The 20,061-nt window shown below is 64.3% G+C and carries 14 protein-coding genes and 1 tRNA gene; 12 read left to right on the top strand and 3 right to left on the bottom strand.

Annotated features, from left to right (window positions below; genetic code table 11):
* The first annotated feature begins 19 nt into the window (after positions 1-19).
* The 6 genes from ACE3QC_RS06585 (at position 20) to ACE3QC_RS06560 (ending at position 9,718) form a co-directional block, all read left to right on the top strand.
* The gene (locus tag ACE3QC_RS06585) at positions 20-2,473 is read left to right on the top strand and encodes a VirB4 family type IV secretion/conjugal transfer ATPase (protein WP_374406436.1); all 2,454 of its coding nucleotides are present in this window, start codon (positions 20-22) and stop codon (positions 2,471-2,473) included.
* Entirely contained in the window at positions 2,470-3,633 is a 1,164-nt protein-coding gene (locus tag ACE3QC_RS06580) for a type IV secretion system protein (RefSeq protein ID WP_374406434.1), read from the top strand. The genes ACE3QC_RS06585 and ACE3QC_RS06580 overlap by 4 nt, the downstream gene beginning before the upstream one ends.
* Positions 3,630-4,403 (top strand): TrbG/VirB9 family P-type conjugative transfer protein, encoded by a 774-nt coding sequence (locus ACE3QC_RS06575; protein WP_374406432.1) that lies wholly within the window; start codon positions 3,630-3,632, stop codon positions 4,401-4,403. Before ACE3QC_RS06580 ends, ACE3QC_RS06575 begins: the two co-directional genes overlap by 4 nt.
* Positions 4,403-5,530, top strand: a complete 1,128-nt coding sequence (locus ACE3QC_RS06570) for a TrbI/VirB10 family protein (RefSeq protein WP_374406430.1) — start codon at positions 4,403-4,405, stop codon at positions 5,528-5,530. Before ACE3QC_RS06575 ends, ACE3QC_RS06570 begins: the two co-directional genes overlap by 1 nt.
* Positions 5,531-5,539: 9 nt before the next feature.
* Positions 5,540-6,550, top strand: coding sequence for a P-type DNA transfer ATPase VirB11 (gene virB11, locus ACE3QC_RS06565; protein WP_374406428.1), 1,011 nt, complete (start codon positions 5,540-5,542; stop codon positions 6,548-6,550).
* A 246-nt stretch (positions 6,551-6,796) separates the two neighbouring features.
* Positions 6,797-9,718, top strand: coding sequence for a TonB-dependent receptor (locus ACE3QC_RS06560; RefSeq protein WP_374406426.1), 2,922 nt, complete (start codon positions 6,797-6,799; stop codon positions 9,716-9,718).
* A gap of 48 nt (positions 9,719-9,766) precedes the next feature.
* On the opposite strand, the gene ACE3QC_RS06555 is transcribed toward ACE3QC_RS06560, so the two are convergent.
* Entirely contained in the window at positions 9,767-10,516 is a 750-nt protein-coding gene (locus ACE3QC_RS06555) for a queuosine precursor transporter (RefSeq protein ID WP_374406424.1), read from the bottom strand.
* 56 nt (positions 10,517-10,572) lie between these two features.
* Between ACE3QC_RS06555 and ACE3QC_RS06550 the strand changes: the two genes are divergently transcribed.
* The 6 genes from ACE3QC_RS06550 (at position 10,573) to ACE3QC_RS06525 (ending at position 17,439) form a co-directional block, all read left to right on the top strand.
* A tRNA-Arg gene (locus tag ACE3QC_RS06550) sits at positions 10,573-10,649 on the top strand.
* Between the two features lie 874 nt (positions 10,650-11,523).
* Positions 11,524-11,823 (top strand): Ig-like domain-containing protein, encoded by a 300-nt coding sequence (locus tag ACE3QC_RS06545; RefSeq protein WP_374406673.1) that lies wholly within the window; start codon positions 11,524-11,526, stop codon positions 11,821-11,823.
* Positions 11,824-11,884: 61 nt separating this feature from the next.
* Positions 11,885-13,801: a hypothetical protein gene (locus ACE3QC_RS06540; protein WP_374406422.1), complete on the top strand. Its 1,917-nt coding sequence runs from the start codon at positions 11,885-11,887 to the stop codon at positions 13,799-13,801.
* 347 nt (positions 13,802-14,148) lie between these two features.
* Entirely contained in the window at positions 14,149-15,552 is a 1,404-nt protein-coding gene (locus ACE3QC_RS06535; RefSeq protein ID WP_374406421.1) for a hypothetical protein, read from the top strand.
* Positions 15,553-15,561: 9 nt separating this feature from the next.
* The gene (locus tag ACE3QC_RS06530) at positions 15,562-15,867 is read left to right on the top strand and encodes a hypothetical protein (protein ID WP_374406419.1); all 306 of its coding nucleotides are present in this window, start codon (positions 15,562-15,564) and stop codon (positions 15,865-15,867) included.
* A gap of 906 nt (positions 15,868-16,773) precedes the next feature.
* Positions 16,774-17,439: a hypothetical protein gene (locus tag ACE3QC_RS06525; RefSeq protein ID WP_374406417.1), complete on the top strand. Its 666-nt coding sequence runs from the start codon at positions 16,774-16,776 to the stop codon at positions 17,437-17,439.
* Between the two features lie 93 nt (positions 17,440-17,532).
* On the opposite strand, the gene ACE3QC_RS06520 is transcribed toward ACE3QC_RS06525, so the two are convergent.
* A complete protein-coding gene (locus tag ACE3QC_RS06520; RefSeq protein WP_374406415.1) occupies positions 17,533-18,717 on the bottom strand; it encodes a PAS domain-containing sensor histidine kinase in 1,185 nt (394 codons plus the stop codon).
* Complete coding sequence (locus tag ACE3QC_RS06515) at positions 18,707-19,945, bottom strand: sigma-54-dependent transcriptional regulator (RefSeq protein WP_374406414.1); 1,239 nt, start codon at positions 19,943-19,945, stop codon at positions 18,707-18,709. Before ACE3QC_RS06515 ends, ACE3QC_RS06520 begins: the two co-directional genes overlap by 11 nt.
* Positions 19,946-20,061 lie beyond the last annotated feature (116 nt).

The following is a 20,061-nucleotide window of genomic DNA, read 5'->3' as shown; positions in this document are numbered from 1 at the left end:
GAAAGGGGTCGGATCGAAAATGAGCAAGTGGATCGGAGCCGCCGCCTGGAGCGCGAAGGAAGCCCGCGCCGGCGACCGCCTGCCCTATGCCCGGCTGATCGACGAAAGCACGCTGCTGCTGCGCGACGGTTCGGTGATGACCGCGCTGCAGGTGCCCGGCCTGCTGTTCGAGACCGAGGATACCGACGCGCTCAACGCCCACGCGGCGACGCGCGAGGTGGTGCTGCGCTCCACTCTCGATGCGCGTTTTGTGATGTATCACCACGTCGTCCGCCGCCGGGTGGAAGTGGAACTGGATGCCGAGTTCGCCGATCCATTGAGCCGCCATATCGACGCGCGGTGGAAGGAACGGCTCGGTTCGGGCGCGCTGTTCGTTAACGACCAGTTCGTCACCCTGATCCGCCGCCCGGCGCGCGGCAAGGCGGGTCTCGCCGAACGCGCGGCGAAGATGTGGAACCGCGCCGGAAAGGGTAGGGGCCGCAAGGAGATCGAGCCCGATCCCAAGGACATCCGCTCGCTCAAGGCGGCGGCGACCGGGCTCGTCGCTTCGCTCCAGGCCTATGGCGCCTCGGTCCTCGGCGATTACGAGGGCGCGCAGGGCAGGGCGAACAACGAACTGCTCGAACTGCTGAGCGCGCTCTACAACGGCGAGATGCGCCCGGTGCGCCGCCCGCACGACGATGCCGACGTGGGCCACATGCTGCCTTACCGCCGCGCCAGTTTCGGGCTCGACGCGATGGAACTGCGCGGTTCGGGCGAACCCGATTTCGCCGCGCTGCTCAGCCTCAAGGACTATCCCGACGCCACCTCGCCCGGCCTGCTCGACGCATTGCTGCGCCTGCCGTTCGAACTCGTCGTGTCCGAAAGCTACGCCCCGGCCGAGCGCCAGACCGCGCGCGAGCGAATGGACCTCGCGCTGCGCCGCCTGCGCTCGGCGGACGAGGAAGCTGCCGCCGAACGGTCCGACATGCTCGCGGCGCGGGACGCGCTGGGCAACGGCGCGGTCGGCTTCGGCGATCACCATCTCTCCGTGCTGGTGCGCGAGCGCGATCTCGCCCGGCTGGACGAAGCGACCGCCGCCTGCGCTGCCGCGCTTGCCGACACCGGCGCGATCGCGGTGCGTGAGGACACCAATCTCGAACCCGCTTTCTGGGCGCAGTTCCCCGGCAACGAGCAATATATCGTGCGCCGCGCGATGATCTCCTCGGCCAACATGGCGAGCTTCGGCAGCTTGCACGGCATGGCGCTGGGGCAGGCGCAGGGCAATCACTGGGGCGAGGCGGTGACGCTGCTCCAGACCACCAGTTCGACACCGTTCTTCTTCAACTTCCACACCGGCGATCTCGGCAACTTTTCGGTGATCGGCCCCTCCGGCTCGGGCAAGACGGTGGTGATGAACTTCCTCGCCGCGCAGGCGCAGAAGTTTGCGCCCCGCACCGTGTTGTTCGACAAGGATCGCGGCGGCGAGCTGTTCGTGCGCGGGATCGGCGGGCGCTACGACCGGATCAGCGCGGGCGAGCCGACCGGGTTCAACCCGCTCGCGCTGCCCGATACCGCCGCCAACCGCGCGTTCCTGCGCGACTGGCTGGGCGTGCTGCTCAAGGCCGAGGGGCCGGAGGAACTGGCGACGATCGCCCACGCGGTTGATGCCGCCTACGCCAACGACGCCACGCTCCGCCGCCTGCGCCACTTCAAGGAGCTGCTGTCGGGCGCGCGCCGGCCCGAGGCGGGCGATCTGTCCGATCGCCTGTCCGCCTGGATCGATGCGGGCGAACACGGCTGGCTGTTCGACAATGCCGACGACCGGCTCGACCTGTCGGCCCGCGTGCTCGGCTTCGACATGACCGCGCTGCTCGAGAATCCGAAGCTGCGCACGCCGGTGATGATGTACCTGTTCCACCGCATTGACGAGCGGCTGGACGGGAAGCCGACGATGATCCTGATCGACGAGGGCTGGAAGGCGCTCGACGATGCGGTGTTCGCCGCGCGCATCCGCGATTGGCTCAAGACGCTGCGCAAGCGCAACGCGCTGGTCGGCTTCGCCACGCAGAGCGCGCGCGATGCGCTGGAGAGCCGCATTTCCACCGCATTGGTCGAGCAGACCGCGACGATGGTGTTCATGCCCAACAGTCGTGCACGGCCGGAAGATTACTGCGACGGCTTCGGCCTGACGGGCCACGAACTGGCGCTGATCCGCAGCCTGCCCGCACACAGCCGCTGCTTCCTGGTGCGCCAGCCCGATGCGAGCGTGGTCGTGCGGCTCGACCTGTCGGGCGCGCCCGAGGTGCTGACGGTGCTGTCGGGCCGCGAAAGCTCGGTCCGCCGGCTCGACGTGCTGCGCGCGGCGATGGGCGACGATCCGGCCGACTGGTTCCCCGCGCTCACCGGCCATGCCTGGCCGGGGGGGAGCGCGGCGGCGGATGACGAAGGGATGGCGGAGGGCGAAATGCCCTTCCGCCTCGCCGCCGAATGAGCGCCGCCTGCCAGGCCGCCGCCGATCAGGTCGGCAACGGCGTCGCCGCCGCACTGCAGGCGGTGGACTGCACCGCGGGCGAGTTCACCGCGCAGGCCTTCGGCCGCCTGTTCGCGCCCGGCGGCGCGCTGACCCCCGTGCTGACGATCGCGCTGACGCTGTTCGTCGCGCTGTTCGCGATCGCGCTGCTGCTGGGCCGCACGAACATCGGCGTGAAATCGCTGACTCCGCGCATGGTAACCCTCGGCCTCGTCGTGACCTTCGCGACGAGCTGGGTCGCGTATCAGAGCGTGGTCTGGAACCTCGCGCTCGGCGCGCCCGACTGGCTGGCGGGCGTGCTCGGCGGCACGCAAGGGTCGGCCACGCTGGTGTTCGCGGAGAAGATCGACGTGGTCTTCGCTGCGATCCAGCAGGCGACGCAGGGGCAGGAGGATTTCGGCGCTTTCTCGCCCGAAGGCATCCTGTGGCTCGGCGCGATGCTGTTCCTGCTCGGCACCGTGGGCGTGCTGGTGACGGCGCGCATCGGGCTGGCGGTGCTCGTCGCGCTCGGGCCGATCTTCGTGGTGCTGGCGCTGTTCGAGGGGACGCGCGGCCTGTTCACCGGCTGGCTCAAAGGCGTCGTCCTGCTGGCGCTGACCCCGCTGTTCGCCGTGCTGGGCGGCGGGATCATGCTGGAAATGGCGGTGCCGATCCTTGCCGCGCTGGCCTCCACCCCCGGTCAGGTCGATCCGCAGGCGGCGGTGGCGTTCTTCCTGATCGGCGCGGTTCACATGGCGCTGATGGTGATGGTGCTGAAGGTCGCCGGGACGATGGTCGCCGGGTGGCGCGTGTTCGGGCTGGTGCGCGATCGTGACAGCGACAGTGGTGGCCGGTCCGCCGCGCCCGCGCCGGTTGCCATGCAGACGCCCGCCGTCGCCGCGCAGGGGCAAGCTGCCGCCACCTCGGTTTCGCAACGCCGGATCGCGCTGTCCGCCGTGCCCACCGCCGCTACCGCCAACGATGCCGGACCGGGCTCGGCAACCCACCGCGAAACGCGCGTGATCGGCCCCGCCGCGACCGGCGGCGCGACGCGCTCGCTCAGCCCTTCGACCTCGCGCACCAGCGGCATCGGCACCCGCTTCCGCGCCCCCGCAACCCGTACTTCGGAGACATCGAAATGATCCGCGTGGCCTTTCCCGCGCTCGCCCTCACGCTGCTCGCCGCGCCCGCCATGGCCGACGACGCCCGGCTGGTCGAGCGGCTCTACGACCCTGCGCAAGTGGTGACGATCGAGGGCCGCACGAAAGTGCAGGCGACGATCCAGTTCGGCGAGGACGAAGCGATCGAGAACGTCGCGATCGGCGATTCCGAATCCTGGCAGGTGACGCCGAACAAGCGGGCGAACCTGCTGTTCGTGAAGCCGCTCGCACCCACCGCGAAGACGAACATGACGGTGGTGACCAACCAGCGAACCTATCTGTTCGATCTCGTCGCAAGTCCGCGCGCCAACCCGCTGTACGTGCTCAAGTTCACTTATCCCGAAGAGCCGGAGGAAGAGGCGCCGATGCTGGCTGGCGGACCGAGCGCGGTGGAGGTCGCCGCCGCGACCGATCCCTACGCGGTGGTCGACCCGGCCGAGCTCAACTTCGCCTGGGCAAGTGCGGGCGATGCCGCGCTGCTGCCCACGCGCACCTACGACGACGGCAACGCCACCTTCCTCACCTGGCCCAACGGCAGGGCGGTGCCCGCGATCCTGGTAAAGGACCGTGAGGGCACCGAAGGGCCGGTGAACTTTACTGTGCGCGGCGACACGATCGTGGTCGACGGCGTCCCGCGCGAACTGGTGCTGCGGTCGGGTGACGACAGCGCCGTGCTCACCAACACCGGGCCGCAACGGCCCGAACGCCCGCACGGCTCGGCCGCGCTGGCTCAGGCAGGGGAGAACAGGTAATGCGCCTCGCCACGAAGCTGCCCACGCGCAAGCAGGGTGCCGCCGCCAACGATGTCGACCCGCGCGAGCAGGAGACGGCCGAGGTCATCGATCTCGCCAGCCGCAACGCTTTTCCGGCGGTCACCCAGCGCAAGGGCAAGTCCGACACGCTCGGGCTGATCGCCGGGGTGGCGATCGTCGCGCTGCTCGGCGCGGCGACGTTCATCGGGATGGATTCGACGCGGCTGGGCGAACCCGATGGCGTCGGCAACCCGCAGGTCGCGCCCGCGCCGGCGCAGCAGGCCGCCGTCCAGCCAACGCAAGCAGCGGCGGTGCCCGCGCCGAACGCGCCGGTGCGCCCGCAGGCCGACCCCGCACCGAGCCCGGTGCTCGCGGCCAATCCGGCACCGATGGCGATGGGCAATCCCTATGCCAGCCCGACCGTTGTCTACGATGCCGGAACCGTCACGGCGGCCGCACCCGGCGCTGCGCCCGGCGCGGGCGAAGCGGTCGCCAGCGCCACCGCGACCGGCAGTTCGGCGTCGGACTTCGCCAGCCGCATCGGCGGCGTCGGCGGCACCACCGCGCAGGCGCAGGCGATGGTCAATCCGCAGACGACCGTCACCCAGGGCACGCTGATCCCCGCGGTGCTGGAAACCGCAATCAACACCGATGTGCCCGGCTACGTCCGCGCGGTGGTGAGCCAGGATGTGCGCAGCTTCGACGGCACCCGCGTGCTCGTGCCGCGCAGCAGCCGCTTGATCGGCCAGTACCAGTCGGGCGTGCAGGGCGGGCAGAAGCGCGCCTACGTGATCTGGCAGCGGCTGATCCGGCCCGACGGCGCCTCGGTCTCGATCGCCTCGCCCGCGATCGGCTTCGACGGGACGACCGGCCTCGCGGGAGAGGTCGACAGCCATTTCTTCCGCCGGTTCGGCTCGGCCATGCTGCTTTCCGTCGTCGGCGGGCTGTCGGCGATCGGCACCGGCGGCGCGTCGGTGGTGCTGGGCGGGGCGGGGCAGTCCGCCGCCAGCGTCGCCGCGCAGCAGGACAGCCAGATCGGCCCGACGATCCGGGTGCGGCAAGGCGAGCCGATCCGCGTGTTCACCGCGCGCGATCTCGATTTCAGCCAGGTCGCGGCGGTCAGGTAGGGCACGGGCATGGCGGCCGACATCCACCCGCTCAAGACGGACGACAGCGCCTCCGGCGAGCGCAGCGTCTATCTCGACGCCTATCTCGCGCCGTTCCGTGAATGGCTCGACCGCGACACGGTGACCGAGATCCTCGTCAATCGCCCCGGCGAGGTATGGATCGAGGACGCCACCGCGCCGGGCATGCAGCGTATCGAGACGCCGCATATCGACGACCGGCTGGTCCAGCGGCTCGCCGAGCAGGTCGCGCGCGTCAGCCATCAAGGGATCAACCGCGAGCATCCTTTGCTCGGCGCCACGCTGCCCGCCAAGGATTGGGGCGGCGCGCGGGTGCAGTTCTGCGGCCCACCCGCCGCGCGTCGCCACTGGGCGATGGCGATCCGCCGCCACCGCCGGCTCGACCTGCCGCTCGACGCCTACGACGCGGGGCCGCTGAGCCAGTCGGCGGTAGAGGCCCTGCCCGATCCCCAGGCCGAGCCGATCGCCTATCTGCGCGAGGCGATCCGCCAGCGGCGCACGATCCTGATCTCGGGCGGCACCAGCACCGGCAAGACCACCTTTCTCAACGCCATGCTCGGCGAGATTCCGCGGCACGAGCGCGTGGTGCTGGTCGAGGATACGGCGGAACTGCGCCTGCCGGGCGAGAACGGCGTCGGGCTCGTCGCGGTCAAGGGCGAACTGGGCGAGGCGAAGGTCACCGCCAACGAGCTGCTCCAGGCCGCGCTGCGCCTGCGGCCCGATCGGATCGTGCTCGGCGAGTTGCGCGGGGCGGAGAGCGTGAGCTTCCTGCGCGCGATCAACACCGGCCATCCGGGCAGCTTCTCGACCATCCACGCCAATTCGCTGCGCGGCGCGCTCGAGCAACTGGCGCTGATGGTGATGCAGACCGGCATCGGGCTGACCCGTTCGGACACGATCGCCTATGCCGCCTCGGTGATCGACGTGATCGTCCAGCTCGGCCGCGACGCGAACGGCCGGCGCGGCATCAGCGCGATCGCGGACAGCGCCTCGCTGACCTGACCCGACGCCGCAGCGTCGCGCCGAAGCAACACCTGTAGCGAAATATCCACGCGCGCAAGCGGCGCCGCTGCCGCACTTGACGTAGGGGAATGCCCATGTTCGCCAGCCAGGCGTGCAATCGTATTCGGAAATTTCCGAATTGCGAACAGGCTGCATATCGCAACCCTATTGCCATAATCACTGTTTCTGATTTACTTTCCTTGCGGTTCAAGTCGCATCAGATGACTGGGCACGAGGAGAGGACAGATGAGGGTAAGGGCTTCCCTGCTTGCCGGCATTTGCGCCGGCTGCATCGCTTTACCTGCGTACGCACAGGACGTATCGCCGCAGGACGGCGACGATACTATAAACACCAGCAGCGTTATCGTCGTTACCGCCCAGCGCCAGAACCAGAGCCTGCAGGAAGTGCCGATCGCGGTCAGCGCGTTCACCGCCGAAGCCCTCGAGGCGCAGCAGATCGAGAACGCCAGCGACCTGCAACTGACGCTGCCGAACGTGTCCTTCTCCAAGGGCAACTTCACCGGATCGAGCTTCACCATCCGCGGCATCGGCGATCTGTGCGTCGGTGTGACCTGCGACAGCGCGACGGCGATCCACACCAACGGCGCGCCGCTGTTCGGCACGCGCCTGTTCGAAACCGAATACTTCGATCTCGAACGAGTCGAGGTGCTGCGCGGCCCGCAGGGCACGCTGTTCGGCCGCAATGCGACCTCTGGCGTGGTCAACGTCGTCACCGCCAAGCCCGACCTGTCCGCCTTCGGCGCCGCCGCCGAAGTCGAATACGGCAACTTCGAGAGCGTGAAGGCCAAGGGCATGATCAACCTACCTGTCGGCGAGGTGCTCGGCCTGCGCGTGGCCGGGTTCTATCTCAATCGCGACGGCTACACGCGCAACTTCTACGATGACAGCCGGATCGACGACCGCGACATGTACGCAGTGCGCGGCAGCCTGCGCTTCGAGCCGGGGCCGGATACCACGATCGACCTGATGGGCTATTATTTCCGGGAGAACGACAACCGGCTGCGCATCCAGAAGCAGATGTGCCAGCGCGATCCGACCGGGGTGCTCGGCTGTCTCAACGGGCGGCTCGATTTCGCCAAGACCAATGCGGATGCGACGCTAGCCTCGGTGCTCAGTTCGCGCGAGCTGTTCGCCATCCAGGGCATTCCGGCGGCGCTCGGCCTCGGCAGCGTCTATCCCGACGATGGCGAAGGATACGGCAATTTCGTCGAGCCGGACGACGTGCGCACGGTGCGCACGGCGTTCACGCCGGAATACTTCGCCGACGAGCTGCAGATCCAGGCGCGGTTCGAGCAGCGCTTCGGCGCGTTCAATCTCTCGCTCGGTGGCATCTATCAGGAAACCACGGTCGATTCGCGGCAGGACTACAACCTCGGCGTGCTCGATCGCTCGGGCTATCTCACCGGGCTCAGCACGCTCGCGTTTCTGGCGCAGAACGGCATTCCGGTGCCGGGCGCGCCGGGCGTGTTCGTGCCGGGCTCGGCGGCCTATTTCCAGCCGATCGCCGAGGCGCTGATTCCCGACGGCCCGACCGGGCAGCTCTGTGCGTCGGACAACCTGCAGGAAAATCAGGGCGTCTACGAAGGGCACGCCTATTGTTCCGACGTGCCGGCCGCGTTCGACCGATCGAACCAGGATCAGAAGTCGTGGTCTGCCGAGGCGATCCTGTCGAGCGACCTCGACGGGGCGTTCAACTTCCTCGTCGGCGGCATCTACGCCCACACGCGGGTCAGCGAGAACAGCTACTACGTGAACTCGTTCGGGCTCGACTACGCCACCGGTATCCTCGGCGCGTTCTCGGCCTTCAGCGCGGGCCTTCCGCCGTCGTATCTCGCGACCTCGATGTACCGCAACAACACGCAGGACTTCGAACTCGACAGCTACGGCATCTTCGGCGAAGTCTATTTCGACATCAGCGACCGGCTGAAGCTCACCGGCGGCCTGCGGTACAACAACGACAAGAAATCGGTCATCGCGCGCACGACGCTGGCGAACTTCCTCAATCCTTTCAGCAACGACGGCGATCCGTTCGATTCCCCGTTCGTGGGCAGCTTCGATGCCGACCCTGGTTTGCCGGGTAATCAGGTCTCGCAGCAGCGCGAGGTTTCGTTCGACAAGATCACCGGCCGCGCGGTGCTCGATTTCCAGATGACGCCGGACAACCTGCTCTACGCATCGTATTCGCGCGGCTACAAGTCGGGCGGGATCAATCCGCCGCTCTCGCCCGTGTTCGCCGTGTCGGAAAGCTTCGATCCGGAACAGATCGACGCGTTCGAGATCGGCAGCAAGAATGTCTTCGCGAACGGTGCGCTGCAGCTCAATGCCACCGCGTTCTATTACAAGTACAAGGACCTGCAGCTCAGCCGGATCATCGCGCGCACTTCGGTCAACGACACGATCGACGCCGATATCTGGGGCGTCGAGATCGAAGGCATCATCCGCCCGTCCGACCGCTGGCTGATCAACGCGAGCTTCAGCTATCTCCACGCCGAGGTCGCGGGCGACCAGTTCTTCTCCAACCCGCGCGATCCCGGCGGCGGCGATCCGAATGCGGTGATCATCAAGGACATTTCGAACGGTGCGCTGTGCGCGGTGACCGGCCCGGCGCCGGGCGCCGCCGCGGCCTTCGTCACGGCGGTCAACGGCAGTCTCGGCCTGCGCCCGCCGGAGGAATTTCCGTCGGACAGCGGGATCGCCTCGACCGGCGCGTTCGGCATCTGCTCGGCGCTCCAGGCCAATGCGCCCGCCGGTTTTCAGGTGCTCAGCCCCGGGGTCGAGGTCAACCTCAAGGGGAATAAGCTGCCCCAGGCGCCCGAGATGAAGGCCTCGATCGGCGTGCAATACACCGCCGAGTTCGGCAACGGGATGACGCTCGTGCCGCGCTTCGACCTCGCGATGACGGGCACGCAGTACGGCAACGTCTTCAACGGCAACGTCAACCGGATCGAACCGTTCGTGCAGGCGAACGCGCAGATCCAGCTGAACGGCCCCGACGGAGGCTGGTACGTGCGCGGCTTCATCCAGAACATCTTCGACAGTTCGTCGATAACCGGCCTCTATCTGACCGATGCGACGTCGGGGAACTTCACCAACATCTTCACGCTCGATCCGCGCCGCTACGGCGTCGCGGTCGGCGCCACGTTCTGACCGCAACGACGGTCGGGGGAGGGGAGAGGCCGGGCTTTGCGCCCGGCCTCAATTCGTCTTCCGAGGCCCCTTGGCGAAGGGGGAAAAGTCGGTTCCGGTATCGTAGATGTCCACCCCTTCGCGCCGCTTGAGCGCGCCGACCACGAGATAGGTGACGGGCGTCAGCAGTGCTTCCCACGCGGTCTTGATCAGCCATTGCGAGAGCACGACCTGCCACAGCAACTCGACCGGCCATCCGGCAAGGCCCCAGAACGCCAGCGGATAGAAGATCAGGCTGTCGAGCCCCTGTCCGACCACGGTCGAGCCGATCGTGCGCGCCCACAGCGCCTTGCCCGCGGTCCAGACCTTCATCCGGGCGAGCACGAAGCTGTTGGCGAACTCGCCGGCCCAGAACGCGACCATCGAGGCGATGACGATGCGCCACGAATTGCCGAAGACGAATTCGTACGCGTCCTGCCCCGGCCACCCTTCGGCGGGTGGCAGCGCGACCACGACCCAGGCCATCAGCGCCATGAACGCCAGCGCGGCGAACCCGGTCCAGATCACCCGCCGCGCGCGGGCATAGCCGTAGACCTCGGTCAGAACGTCGCCGATGATGTAGCTGATCGGGAAGAACAGCACGCCCGCGCCGAACGACCATTGCGTGCCGCCCGGCAGCGTGACGTATGACGGCTTCGCCGCGCCGATCACGTTCGACAGCAGCAGGATCGCCACGAACGCCGCCATCACCAGATCGTAATAGCGAAACGCCGGCGCTGCGCCGCGGCCCGTTTCCAAGCGTCTGGGGCTCTCGTCCATGGCGCTGCCCATCGCGATTTGCCGCGCGCGAAAAGCGCGCTATGGCCCGCCTGCGCGCGCCCGTAGCTCATCTGGATAGAGCGCGAGACTTCTAATCTTGAGGCAGCAGGTTCGAGTCCTGCCGGGCGCGCCATTTCCGTTCAGCTTTGGGCACTATGTGCGGCGCATTACCCGCAACTGCCGCAGCCACAGCGTTCTTCGCCTCGCTAGTCCGGATCGCATCGTTTCCGACTTCGACACTGTCGACCAGAAGGCGAGTATATTCTCGTCGAACCTGAAAATCGCTTGAGCGAAATTGCAAGCTAATAGCGCCGCGAACTTGTCGATGATCTCTGGCATGATCGCCCGGCTGCTGTCGGCAAGCTTGGATTATGATCCTAGATTCTGATTCAGATGGGTCTCATCGCCGATGGAGGCTCACATGGCGCATTTGTTCCGGTTGTCCAACGAAGCCTAGATCGGCGATCGAGCCGCATCTCCCGCGCGGCAAACCTGGTGCTCGCCCCTGCAAATACATACGGCCAAGCGATCTCTTCGCTGCTCACGTGATTGGTGTTTGCTAAGTCGTCTGCGACTTCTTGTGCTTAATCACCCGTTTTGGATATTGTTTTCCGCCGATCGGACTTGACGTCGATAGCTTGCCAATAAAATATTTCTACAAAACAGGAGGGTGATTCTCGATGCTGCGTTGGACGCTGCTCAGCTCTGTTGCGCTCACGGCGTTGACGATTTCCCATCCCACCGAGGCTCAGCAAAGCACCCAGGAATTCACTTACGATGCCCTCGGTCGCTTGGTCGTAGTTATGAGTGAATGTAGTCAGAACAGTACCGCAACGCATTACATCTCGTATGATGATGCCGGCAACAGGACTGGCTACGTCTCGACCATATCGGAGCAGCCTTCATCTTGCGGAGTTCCACCGCCACCGCCACCGCCACCGCCACCGCAACCGCCACCGCCACCGCCACCGCCACCGCCACCGCCACCACCGCCAAACCGGGCGCCGATAGCGACAACTGACAATGCATCGGTTAGCTGCAACGGACAGGCAAATATCGATGTCATCCAGAACGATTATGACCCGGACGGCGACAGCTTCCAGCTAATCAGCGTCTCGATGTCGGGCGGTGGCGCTCAAGTACTCATGAGTGGCGATCGCTACGTGACGGTCTTGGGTGCGGGGTCGCCTGGGGCGTCTGTCGCTTCGTATGTGGTCCGGGATGCGCGAGGTGCATCCGCGACCGGCACAATCAATATCAGCGTGAGCTCATTGGGGTGCGGCGGGCCCATTATATTGGATCCGTAGATGGGAAAGGTGCTTAAGCCTGCCTTGTTATTTATTCTCGACGCTAACTCGGGTGGTTATTATGAAGTGGTTCGTATGCGGTTGGATGTCGTTTTTGATCTTCGGCATTGCGCCCGCAGCGGGTCAGATCACGCCGCTCAACGGAACGCCACCGGCAGAGGAACGGGCGATTACCCCAGGCGGTGTCGATATCAGAACCGGACAATACGCCTATAGGCACGTCGATATCGTAATTGGCAGCGGAAGCCCCACCGGGGGCATATCGCTCGAGCGCACGATGGGTTCGACGGTCAGCGGGCACATTAAGCCGTTCGCAAAGTTTACGCACAATTGGGAAATTATGCTCACGGAAAAGCGCGTCGGAATATTCAACAACAATTATAATCGCAATTCTGGCCAAGATTTCCGTATCAATGTTCACTACGGAGATCTGTCGGAGACTTTTGACAGTAGACAGAATCAGAGCAATTTTTCCCAAATATCGCGCGGAGGGCATGCGAAACTCACTTATATCGGCGATCGCACCTCCAACAATGTGGTGTATACCCTAACTGCATCGGACGGCACACGAGTGAAGTTTCGGCCCCTCCGCTTTGGAGAATGCTCGTTCAGTGATCGTTGTGCATACGCTAGTGAGATCACTTCGCCGGAAGGAACTGTCTACAAGCTTTCTTACCAAACGGGAGGACCCTCGGGTTCCGATACACGCCTGCGCAACGTGGTGAGCTCCGACGGTTACGCGCTGCTGTTCGAATATGGCAGCGCTTGGAGCTCAATAACAAAAGCCTGCGCGATCAACCTCGCCGTGACGGTTATGCCGGTCAATGGCGTCTGTCCGTCAAACAATGCGTTGACGGCAGTTTATGTCTACGGCAGCGGCGGGCTCACGTCGGTTACGGATCCGACGGGAGCGGTGTGGAGGTTCACCTATTCCGGTACCGGAACCATGGGTTTCATCAATCCGGGATCCACAACGCCCTGGCTGATCAACAGCATTGGCGGCAGCGTAAGCTCCGATCACATCGTGCAGGACATTATTCTTCACCAGCAGTTCGCCGACGGACGCAGCTATACTTACAACTATAGCCGCACGCCATACGTGAGGGGCGATGGCGACGTACCCCCTCCGCAGTCAGTCGCCGGCGGTACGGTCACCGACCAGGCAGGCCGCACCTTTTCAGTCGAATATTCTTTTCCGATTCATCCGGAGTCACGGAGAGATCCCAATACTTTGCCGAACATTGGTGATGCGAACTTTCAAACTACACCAGGGCCGACAAAGATCGTCGACCAGCTGGGGAGAACCTATGAGAGCAGTTATTGTGATCGGCAAGCTCCGGTGACCTATCCCGGCGAATGCTGGGTGACCACCTTGCAATGGAGCGAAAACCCCGAAGGAGATAGAACCGACTACTATATCGACGGATACTACTACAATGTCCATAAAATCGTCGAGCACACCAAGCCGGGTACTAGCCTACCAGATTTGGTCCAAGAAGCGGGTTACGCCACAGGCAGTCCGGTAACCTCGGCGAAGCCGAGTCTCCTGATCGACGGGCGGGGAAACCGGACCCACATTACCTATGACCCCACCCATGGCGGAATGCTGACCGTGACGCAGCCTGCAAACGAGACCGGAATCCGCTCGCAGACACGCTATTACTATGGACAGCGGTACGCCTGGATCAAGAATGCATCCGGCGGCTACTCGCGGGCGGCGACTCCGATCTGGGTTCTGACGAGCGAGGAATATTGCAAGACAAGCGCGGCCTCCGGAACGGGCTGCTCTTCGGGAGCGGGCGACGAGGTGGTGACCACCTATGATTATGGTCCTGACTCGGGGCCAAACAACCTTTTCGTTCGGGGAGTTTCTGTCACGGCGAACGGGCAGACGCGGCGTACCTGTTATGGCTATGACAGGTACGGCCGCAAGATAAGTGAGGCCACGCCTACGGCCAATCTGGTAAGCTGCTCGTGAGACGGGCGGGAGCAACGCGCCCCGGAGCGCTTCGCCTTGCCGCCGCGCTGGCGCTCGCGGGGATGTCCCTGAACGCCTCGCCCCTCTTGGCCCAAGCTTCTTCTTCTCCGCATACGACTGGCTACCGTTACGATGCGATGGGTCGCGTGACTGGCATCATTCTGCCTGACCCGGACGGTTCGGGTCCCTTGAGGCATGGAGCGACACGTACGACCTACGATGGCGCGGGCCGGCCGGTGAAAGTGGAAACGGGGGCGCTGTCGGGCTGAAAGAACGAGGACATCGAGCCGAGGTATTGGGGTTCGGCGTTTTCGCTGCTGTCGAGCGTTGAGACGAACTACGACGATATGGGCCGCAAGCAACTGGAGGTGGCGCGCGGTTCGGATGGCGTTGCGGTATCGGCAGCCCAATACAGCTATAACGATCAGGGGCTGCCGGAATGCACCGCGGTGCGGATGAACCCCTCCATTTACGCCAGTCTGCCCGCGAGTGCATGTACGCTTGGCACCCAGGGGAGCCATGGGCCCGACCGGATCACGAAGAACGTCTACGATGCGGCCGGCCAGCTGCTCCAGGTGCGCAAGGCGGTTGGGACCCCGGTCGAGATCGCCGATGTCACCTACACCTATACCCCGAACGGGAACCAGAAGTTCGTGATCGATGCGAACGGCAACCGGGCGGAGCTGCGCTACGACGGCCACGATCGGCTGAACAGCTGGGTGTTCCCGTCGAAGACCAAACCCACGGCCTACAACGATGCGACCCCCGCGAGCGCGCTGTCGAGTTCGCGCGCGCCCAACGAGGGCGACTACGAGGCTTACACCGATGATGCTAACGGCAACCGACTGACGCATCGCAAGCGCGATGGCACGACGCTCGGCTATCAATACGACGCGCTGAACCGGGTGATCCGCAAGACGGTGCCCGAGCGCAGCGGCCTGCCGACGATCCACACGCGCGATGTGTTCTATTACTACGACCTGCGCGGTCTGCAGACGGCAGTGCGGTTCGGCAGTGGGTCAACCAGCCCGGGTGTGGCGAGCACCTACGACGGGTTCGGGCGGCTCGTGTCCGAGACCCAGTCCACCGATGGCACCAGCCGGACCGTCTCCTCGCAGTACGATGCGAACGGCAACCGCACGCGGGTGACGCATCCCGATGGGCACTACTGGCAGTTCGACTACGACGGGCTCGATCGCGCGACTGCGCTGAGGTACGAGACAACGGTGCTGGGCACGGCGAGCTTTAACGCGCGCGGTCTACTGTCGCAACGCGCGTGGACCTACGGGACGGCGTCGAACAATGGGTCGAGCTTCGGCTACGATGATGCCGGCCGTCTTGCCTCGATCGCGCTCGATGTCGACGGCTCGTCGAGCGACGTCAGCTGGGCTTATACCCGCAATCCGGCGAGCCAGATCCGGGCCGAGACGCGCAGCAACGATGCCTATGCCTGGGATGGGCATGTCAACGTCAACCGGGCCTATGCGACGAACGGCCTCAACCAGTGCACCACGGCTGGCCCTGCGGCGTTCTGCTACGACGCCAACGGCAACCTCACCGCCGATGGTTCCTCGGTCTATCTTTACGATGTCGAGAACCGCCTGGTGGAGCGGCGGGTGCAGACCAATGCCAACTGCGCCGCGCTGTCCTATGCCGGTGCGCTCGAGGCGGCGCTGTATTACGATCCGCTCGGGCGGCTTTACCTCGTGCGCGACTGGGGAGGTCGTTGCAGGATCGAAATTTGTGATTAGGTTTTGAGCGTGGAGAACATTCAAAGCTTAGTCGATCTAGCAAGCGATCCAATTGGCTCAGGTTTTGAAGAGGCGTCCTTCCCTCAAGGCCTGAACTCGCAGGCGATAAAGTTACTATCCAAGAAGGACGGCTTCTATGCGTTTGAGAGCGCACTCTTGGTTCGACCATTGCGCGATGCGCCAAGTGTTTTAAGCTTGGTCACGTGGAACTCGTTCGATTTATGGAAAAGCCATTATTCAGATACGCAAACCGATATTCAGAGTTACACTTTCTTCGGCGAGAATATCTTTCGGGGAGCAATTCTTTCTAGCTGACGATTGGATCGGTCAATTTGATCCAGAAACTGGCGAGAGCCACAAGATTGCTGATAATCTTGATGCTTGGGCCGGTGAAATCCTCGCAGACCGCGATTACCTGACCGGACACGGACTAGCCCGCCAATGGCAAGAAACGCATGGCCGACTGCCCGAAGGCTCGCGCTTGATCCCAAAGGTTCCGTTTGTGTTGCGGGGCGAATTTGCTGTCTCCAACCTCGTCACCAAACCGGAGCTGGAAGCCATTACAATCCGTGCGCAACTTGCTTCGCAGTTGGCCGGATTGAAAGACGGCGAGACCATCAGTTTTGAGGTTACGGACTAAAAGTTCCCCATTGAATGGCCCGGCTTCATCACCGGATCGTTGCTCGCAATTTGGGAAGCCTTGGGGCGCACACCGTACGCAGCGCCTGCCGCATAAGAAGTGTAGCGCGATCAGCGCCTTACGGCTGATTTTGGCGTGGGGCATTTTCTGGCCCACTACCGGGTCAGTGGCAAAGTCGCGGGTCAGAGTGGCTCAATCGCGCTCCACGCCGTTGCGATTGCTGGCAAATCTCTGACGATCCGACTGACACACTTTGACCCGGAGGCTCCCCGGCCGCGGACGTTGCCGGAGCGGTCGAAACGGACCGCCGGGAGCGCGCGGTGGTTCGCTCAGGGAATGCCGAAGCTGATGGCTCACGCTGGGGGACTGCATCCGAAGCCCGCAGGCGGGGCGCTCCGGATCGGTGCATCGAACCACAATGTGATTCACCCCACGGTGGAGCTACGGAGACAGGCCGCTGCCCCGCTTGCGAAACCAAGAAGCGCAGGGAAGAAGGCCGTGGACGTCGGGAAGATGATGACGATCGTGGCAAGAAAGAGAAAACGCTATCCGCCCCGCAGACGACCTAAGGAAGAGGGTCAATGAAATCTAAATGTCTGGTTCTGACCAGCTACATTAACGCAGACACGAATAGCGTGTGCTTTCAGGAACTGGTTGATTTGTTGCGATTCGAACGCACAGATCATCTTTCTGATATTGAGCAAGGCTATGAAATCGAGTTGTCGTGTGACGAATTTTATAATTTCGTGAAAACTCCGACTTCGCAGATTTCAAGCGAGGGTCGAACCATATCATTGGTCCGATTGAGAAGGGTCCCCAGTAGCTATCAGAAGAAAGATATTCCTGCCGGAGGCGAACTTTTCTCCTTACTTCACGGCAAAAAAGGTCTCGCGGCTTTCAGGATACGAGAAGGCGATAAAGAAGAGATTATCCTTGATGAGCAACCATTCGGAAAGTTTCTTGATTCTGGAACCATTACTAAGCGAACCATCTATCTGCAAATCGACGGCTCGACGATCAGATATCTGTTATTTTATCCCACGACTGACGCGTGGCGCGCGGACATCTACGAGAGCCTGAAGAGACATCTGGCCGCTGCTTCTTGGACAGAGTATCTAGAGCATATTGAAGCCATCGTGTTGGGTACTGTGAGCCGAAAAAGTGATCGAATCAAAGCCCCTGTATCTTTATTGAACGCCCCCGCTGCTGCGTCGCTATGTCCATGGCAGCAAAGCCGCGGCCGATGATCCCCTGATCGTCTACGAGGGCGCGGCCATCAGCCCGACTCACGGTTCACTCGCCTCGCAGTGTCGTGCGACAAAAGCGGAAATTCGCCCCGGTCAGGGCAAGATAATACGAAAATTCGCTCCCATATGATCATCGGTGTGCACTTGAATATCGCCCCGATGGGCGCGCAATATCTGGCGGGCAAGGGTGAGGCCGATGCCGGTTCCTTCGCGCTTGTACGTCACGAAGGGCTGGAAGATTTCCACCAGCAGTTCGGGGGCAACGCCGGCGCCGTTGTCCATTATCTGGAAGATCGTGGTGCCCCGCTCGGCGATGCAGGCGAACCTTGCCGCGGGCGCGGTTTCGTTCGCGGCCTCCGCGGCATTCTGCAGCACCGCCCATAGCGCCACGTGCAACTGGTCGCGGTCGGCGCGAAGGGTGCCGGGCGCTCTGTCGAAATCGCACGTCAGATCGATCGTGGGCCACGTGGTGCGGAACAGCGCCGCGAGATCGCCGAGGAAGATCGCCGCATCGAACTTTTCGATGCACGGAGGAGGCAGACGCGACAGTTCGCGATAGGCTTCGCCGAAGCGTTGCAGGCCTTCGGCACGGCGGGCGATGGTGTCGACCGCTTCGCGCAAGGCGATCATGTCGGGCTGCGGATCGTTGACGATCTCGGCGGCGGTGCGGCCGAGCGAGGCGATCGGGGTCAGCGTGTTGGCGATCTCGTGGCCCAGCACGCGCACGAGATCGCGCAGAGTGGCGGCTTCGGCAGCGCGAAGTTCGGCACCGATATCGCTCAGCGCCGCTATCCGGCCGCTGCCGAAAGGGCCCGCGACGTCGCTGGTCGCCAGTGCGAAGGCGCGCGCGTCGCCGGTCGCACCACTAGCATGGATGTCGAAGCGTGCGCCTTGCCCCGGAGCGGTGGCGCGGATGGTTTCCACCAGCCCATCGGGTGGCACAAGGATGCGATGCTCGGCCGCGAAGAACCGGCGCGCCGCCCGATTGAGGGCGATGAGGTTCTCGTCGCTGTCGAGCAGCAACAGCGGGAGAGGCGAGGCATCGAGATGGCTGGTCAGGGCCGCGCGATCGGGCTCTGGCCGGGGCCGATCGCCGGTGGCGCGGGCGTGGCCCGCGAACCGCCGCGCCCCCTGGAGGCTCGCGGCAACGGCCCATGCTCCAACCATAAGTGCCACGAGCCCTGCCGCCGGCAGGCCCGCGGCCCATGCCGCTGCCGCTGCCGCTCCGGCGAGCAGGGCCAGGAACGCCAGCGCGGGCGCGCGCGGGCTAGAGGTCATGCTTTTCCATCCGGCGGTAGAGCGCGGCGCGGGTCAGCCCCAAGTCGGCGGCTGCGCGGCTGATGTTGTACGAATGGCGTTTGAGCGCGGCCAACACGAGCCGTGCCTCGTTGCGTTCGAGGTTGAGATCGCTCGCCTCGCCGTGCCGCTGGGGAGATCCGCTATCCACCGCGAGGCCGAGGTCTTCGATATCGCAGACGTCGCCGCTGGCGAGTAGCACTGCGCGCTCCATGGCCTGCTGAAGCCCGCGAACATTGTCGGGCCACGGGTGAGTAGCGAGCGCATGAACGGCTTCATCGGTGAGCGGCAACGCGGCCCGGCCATGGCGCGCAGCGGAAAGGGCCATGAAATGGTGCGCCAGCAGTGCGATATCGCCGCCGCGATCGGCGAGTGGCGGCAGGTCGATCGCGATGGTGCCGATTCGGTGGAGCAGATCGCCGGTCAGCGCCTCGCGCAGTCGGCTTTCGCCAAGCCGGGTGGTCGCGACGACGCGCGCGCCTTCGAGGGCGCCGATCAGACCATGCTGAGCCGCTAACGGTATTTGGTCGGCATTCTCGATCAGGACGGTCCGGCCTGCAAAATCTGGAAATTCCTGAGCCGGATCGATCAGTTTCCCTTCCAACTTTACCAGAGGGTGCTGCGCTTCGCCCGATCCGCGATGAATCAGGTTCGCGGCGAACGTCTTGCCGCTGCCCGGCGGTCCGGAGATGAGCACGCTGGCCGCTGTCGGTGCGATCCGTGCGATCAGGTTGCGCACATGGGCAATCGCGGTGCTTTCGCCCAGCATCGCCGGGATCGCGGCTTCGCCCGGCGGGGCCGCCGCCCGGTGTGCCTGCGCAACCGCACGCTCGACCATCTCCGCCAGCCGATCGTTCTTCCACGGCTTTATGAGGAAGTCGCTGGCACCTCGGCGCATGGCGTCGACCGCGATAGCGATCCCGCTGTGGCCGGTGATGACGATCACCACCGCGCGGGGGTCGGATGCCATCAGGCGATCGAGAAAGCCGAGGCCTTCTTCGCCGGACGTGCGCCCGCGTGCGAAGTTGAGATCGAGCAACACGACATCGGGCCTGCAGCGGGCGAGTTCGACCCACGCGGCTTCCGGCCCGTCCGCCACGCGAACCGCGCAGCCGCGCCGCTCGAGCAATAGCCGGGCGGCGCGCACGACATCGGCATCGTCGTCGACGATCAGGATATCCGGGGTGGGGCGGGGCGATTCGTTTGACAATGCGGGTTCGGGTGTTCGAAATCGGACAGGGGATACACCTGCGATGGGCCGCTGGCGAGAGGCCGCCGAACAATCCTTCTCAATCAGCATGTTAGGTCTATCGAGCAAGTGCAGGG

Source organism: Pelagerythrobacter sp., from assembly GCF_041912895.1.
GTDB lineage: Bacteria > Pseudomonadota > Alphaproteobacteria > Sphingomonadales > Sphingomonadaceae > Pelagerythrobacter.
Note: the sequence above shows the minus strand (reverse complement) of the source record. Positions and strands in the feature narration are given on the sequence as shown.

Bases quoted from the DNA above. Each gene is read 5' to 3' on its own strand.
- ACE3QC_RS06560 (WP_374406426.1), top strand. From the start codon at position 6,797: ATGAGGGTAAGGGCTTCCCTGCTTGCCGGCATTTGCGCCGGCTGCATC.
- ACE3QC_RS06525 (WP_374406417.1), top strand. From the start codon at position 16,774: ATGAAATCTAAATGTCTGGTTCTGACCAGCTACATTAACGCAGACACG.
- virB11 (WP_374406428.1), top strand. From the start codon at position 5,540: ATGGCGGCCGACATCCACCCGCTCAAGACGGACGACAGCGCCTCCGGC.
- ACE3QC_RS06520 (WP_374406415.1), bottom strand. From the start codon at position 18,717: ATGACCTCTAGCCCGCGCGCGCCCGCGCTGGCGTTCCTGGCCCTGCTC.
- ACE3QC_RS06575 (WP_374406432.1), top strand. From the start codon at position 3,630: ATGATCCGCGTGGCCTTTCCCGCGCTCGCCCTCACGCTGCTCGCCGCG.
- ACE3QC_RS06570 (WP_374406430.1), top strand. From the start codon at position 4,403: ATGCGCCTCGCCACGAAGCTGCCCACGCGCAAGCAGGGTGCCGCCGCC.
- ACE3QC_RS06535 (WP_374406421.1), top strand. From the start codon at position 14,149: ATGGGCCGCAAGCAACTGGAGGTGGCGCGCGGTTCGGATGGCGTTGCG.
- ACE3QC_RS06580 (WP_374406434.1), top strand. From the start codon at position 2,470: ATGAGCGCCGCCTGCCAGGCCGCCGCCGATCAGGTCGGCAACGGCGTC.
- ACE3QC_RS06555 (WP_374406424.1), bottom strand. From the start codon at position 10,516: ATGGACGAGAGCCCCAGACGCTTGGAAACGGGCCGCGGCGCAGCGCCG.
- ACE3QC_RS06585 (WP_374406436.1), top strand. From the start codon at position 20: ATGAGCAAGTGGATCGGAGCCGCCGCCTGGAGCGCGAAGGAAGCCCGC.
- ACE3QC_RS06540 (WP_374406422.1), top strand. From the start codon at position 11,885: ATGAAGTGGTTCGTATGCGGTTGGATGTCGTTTTTGATCTTCGGCATT.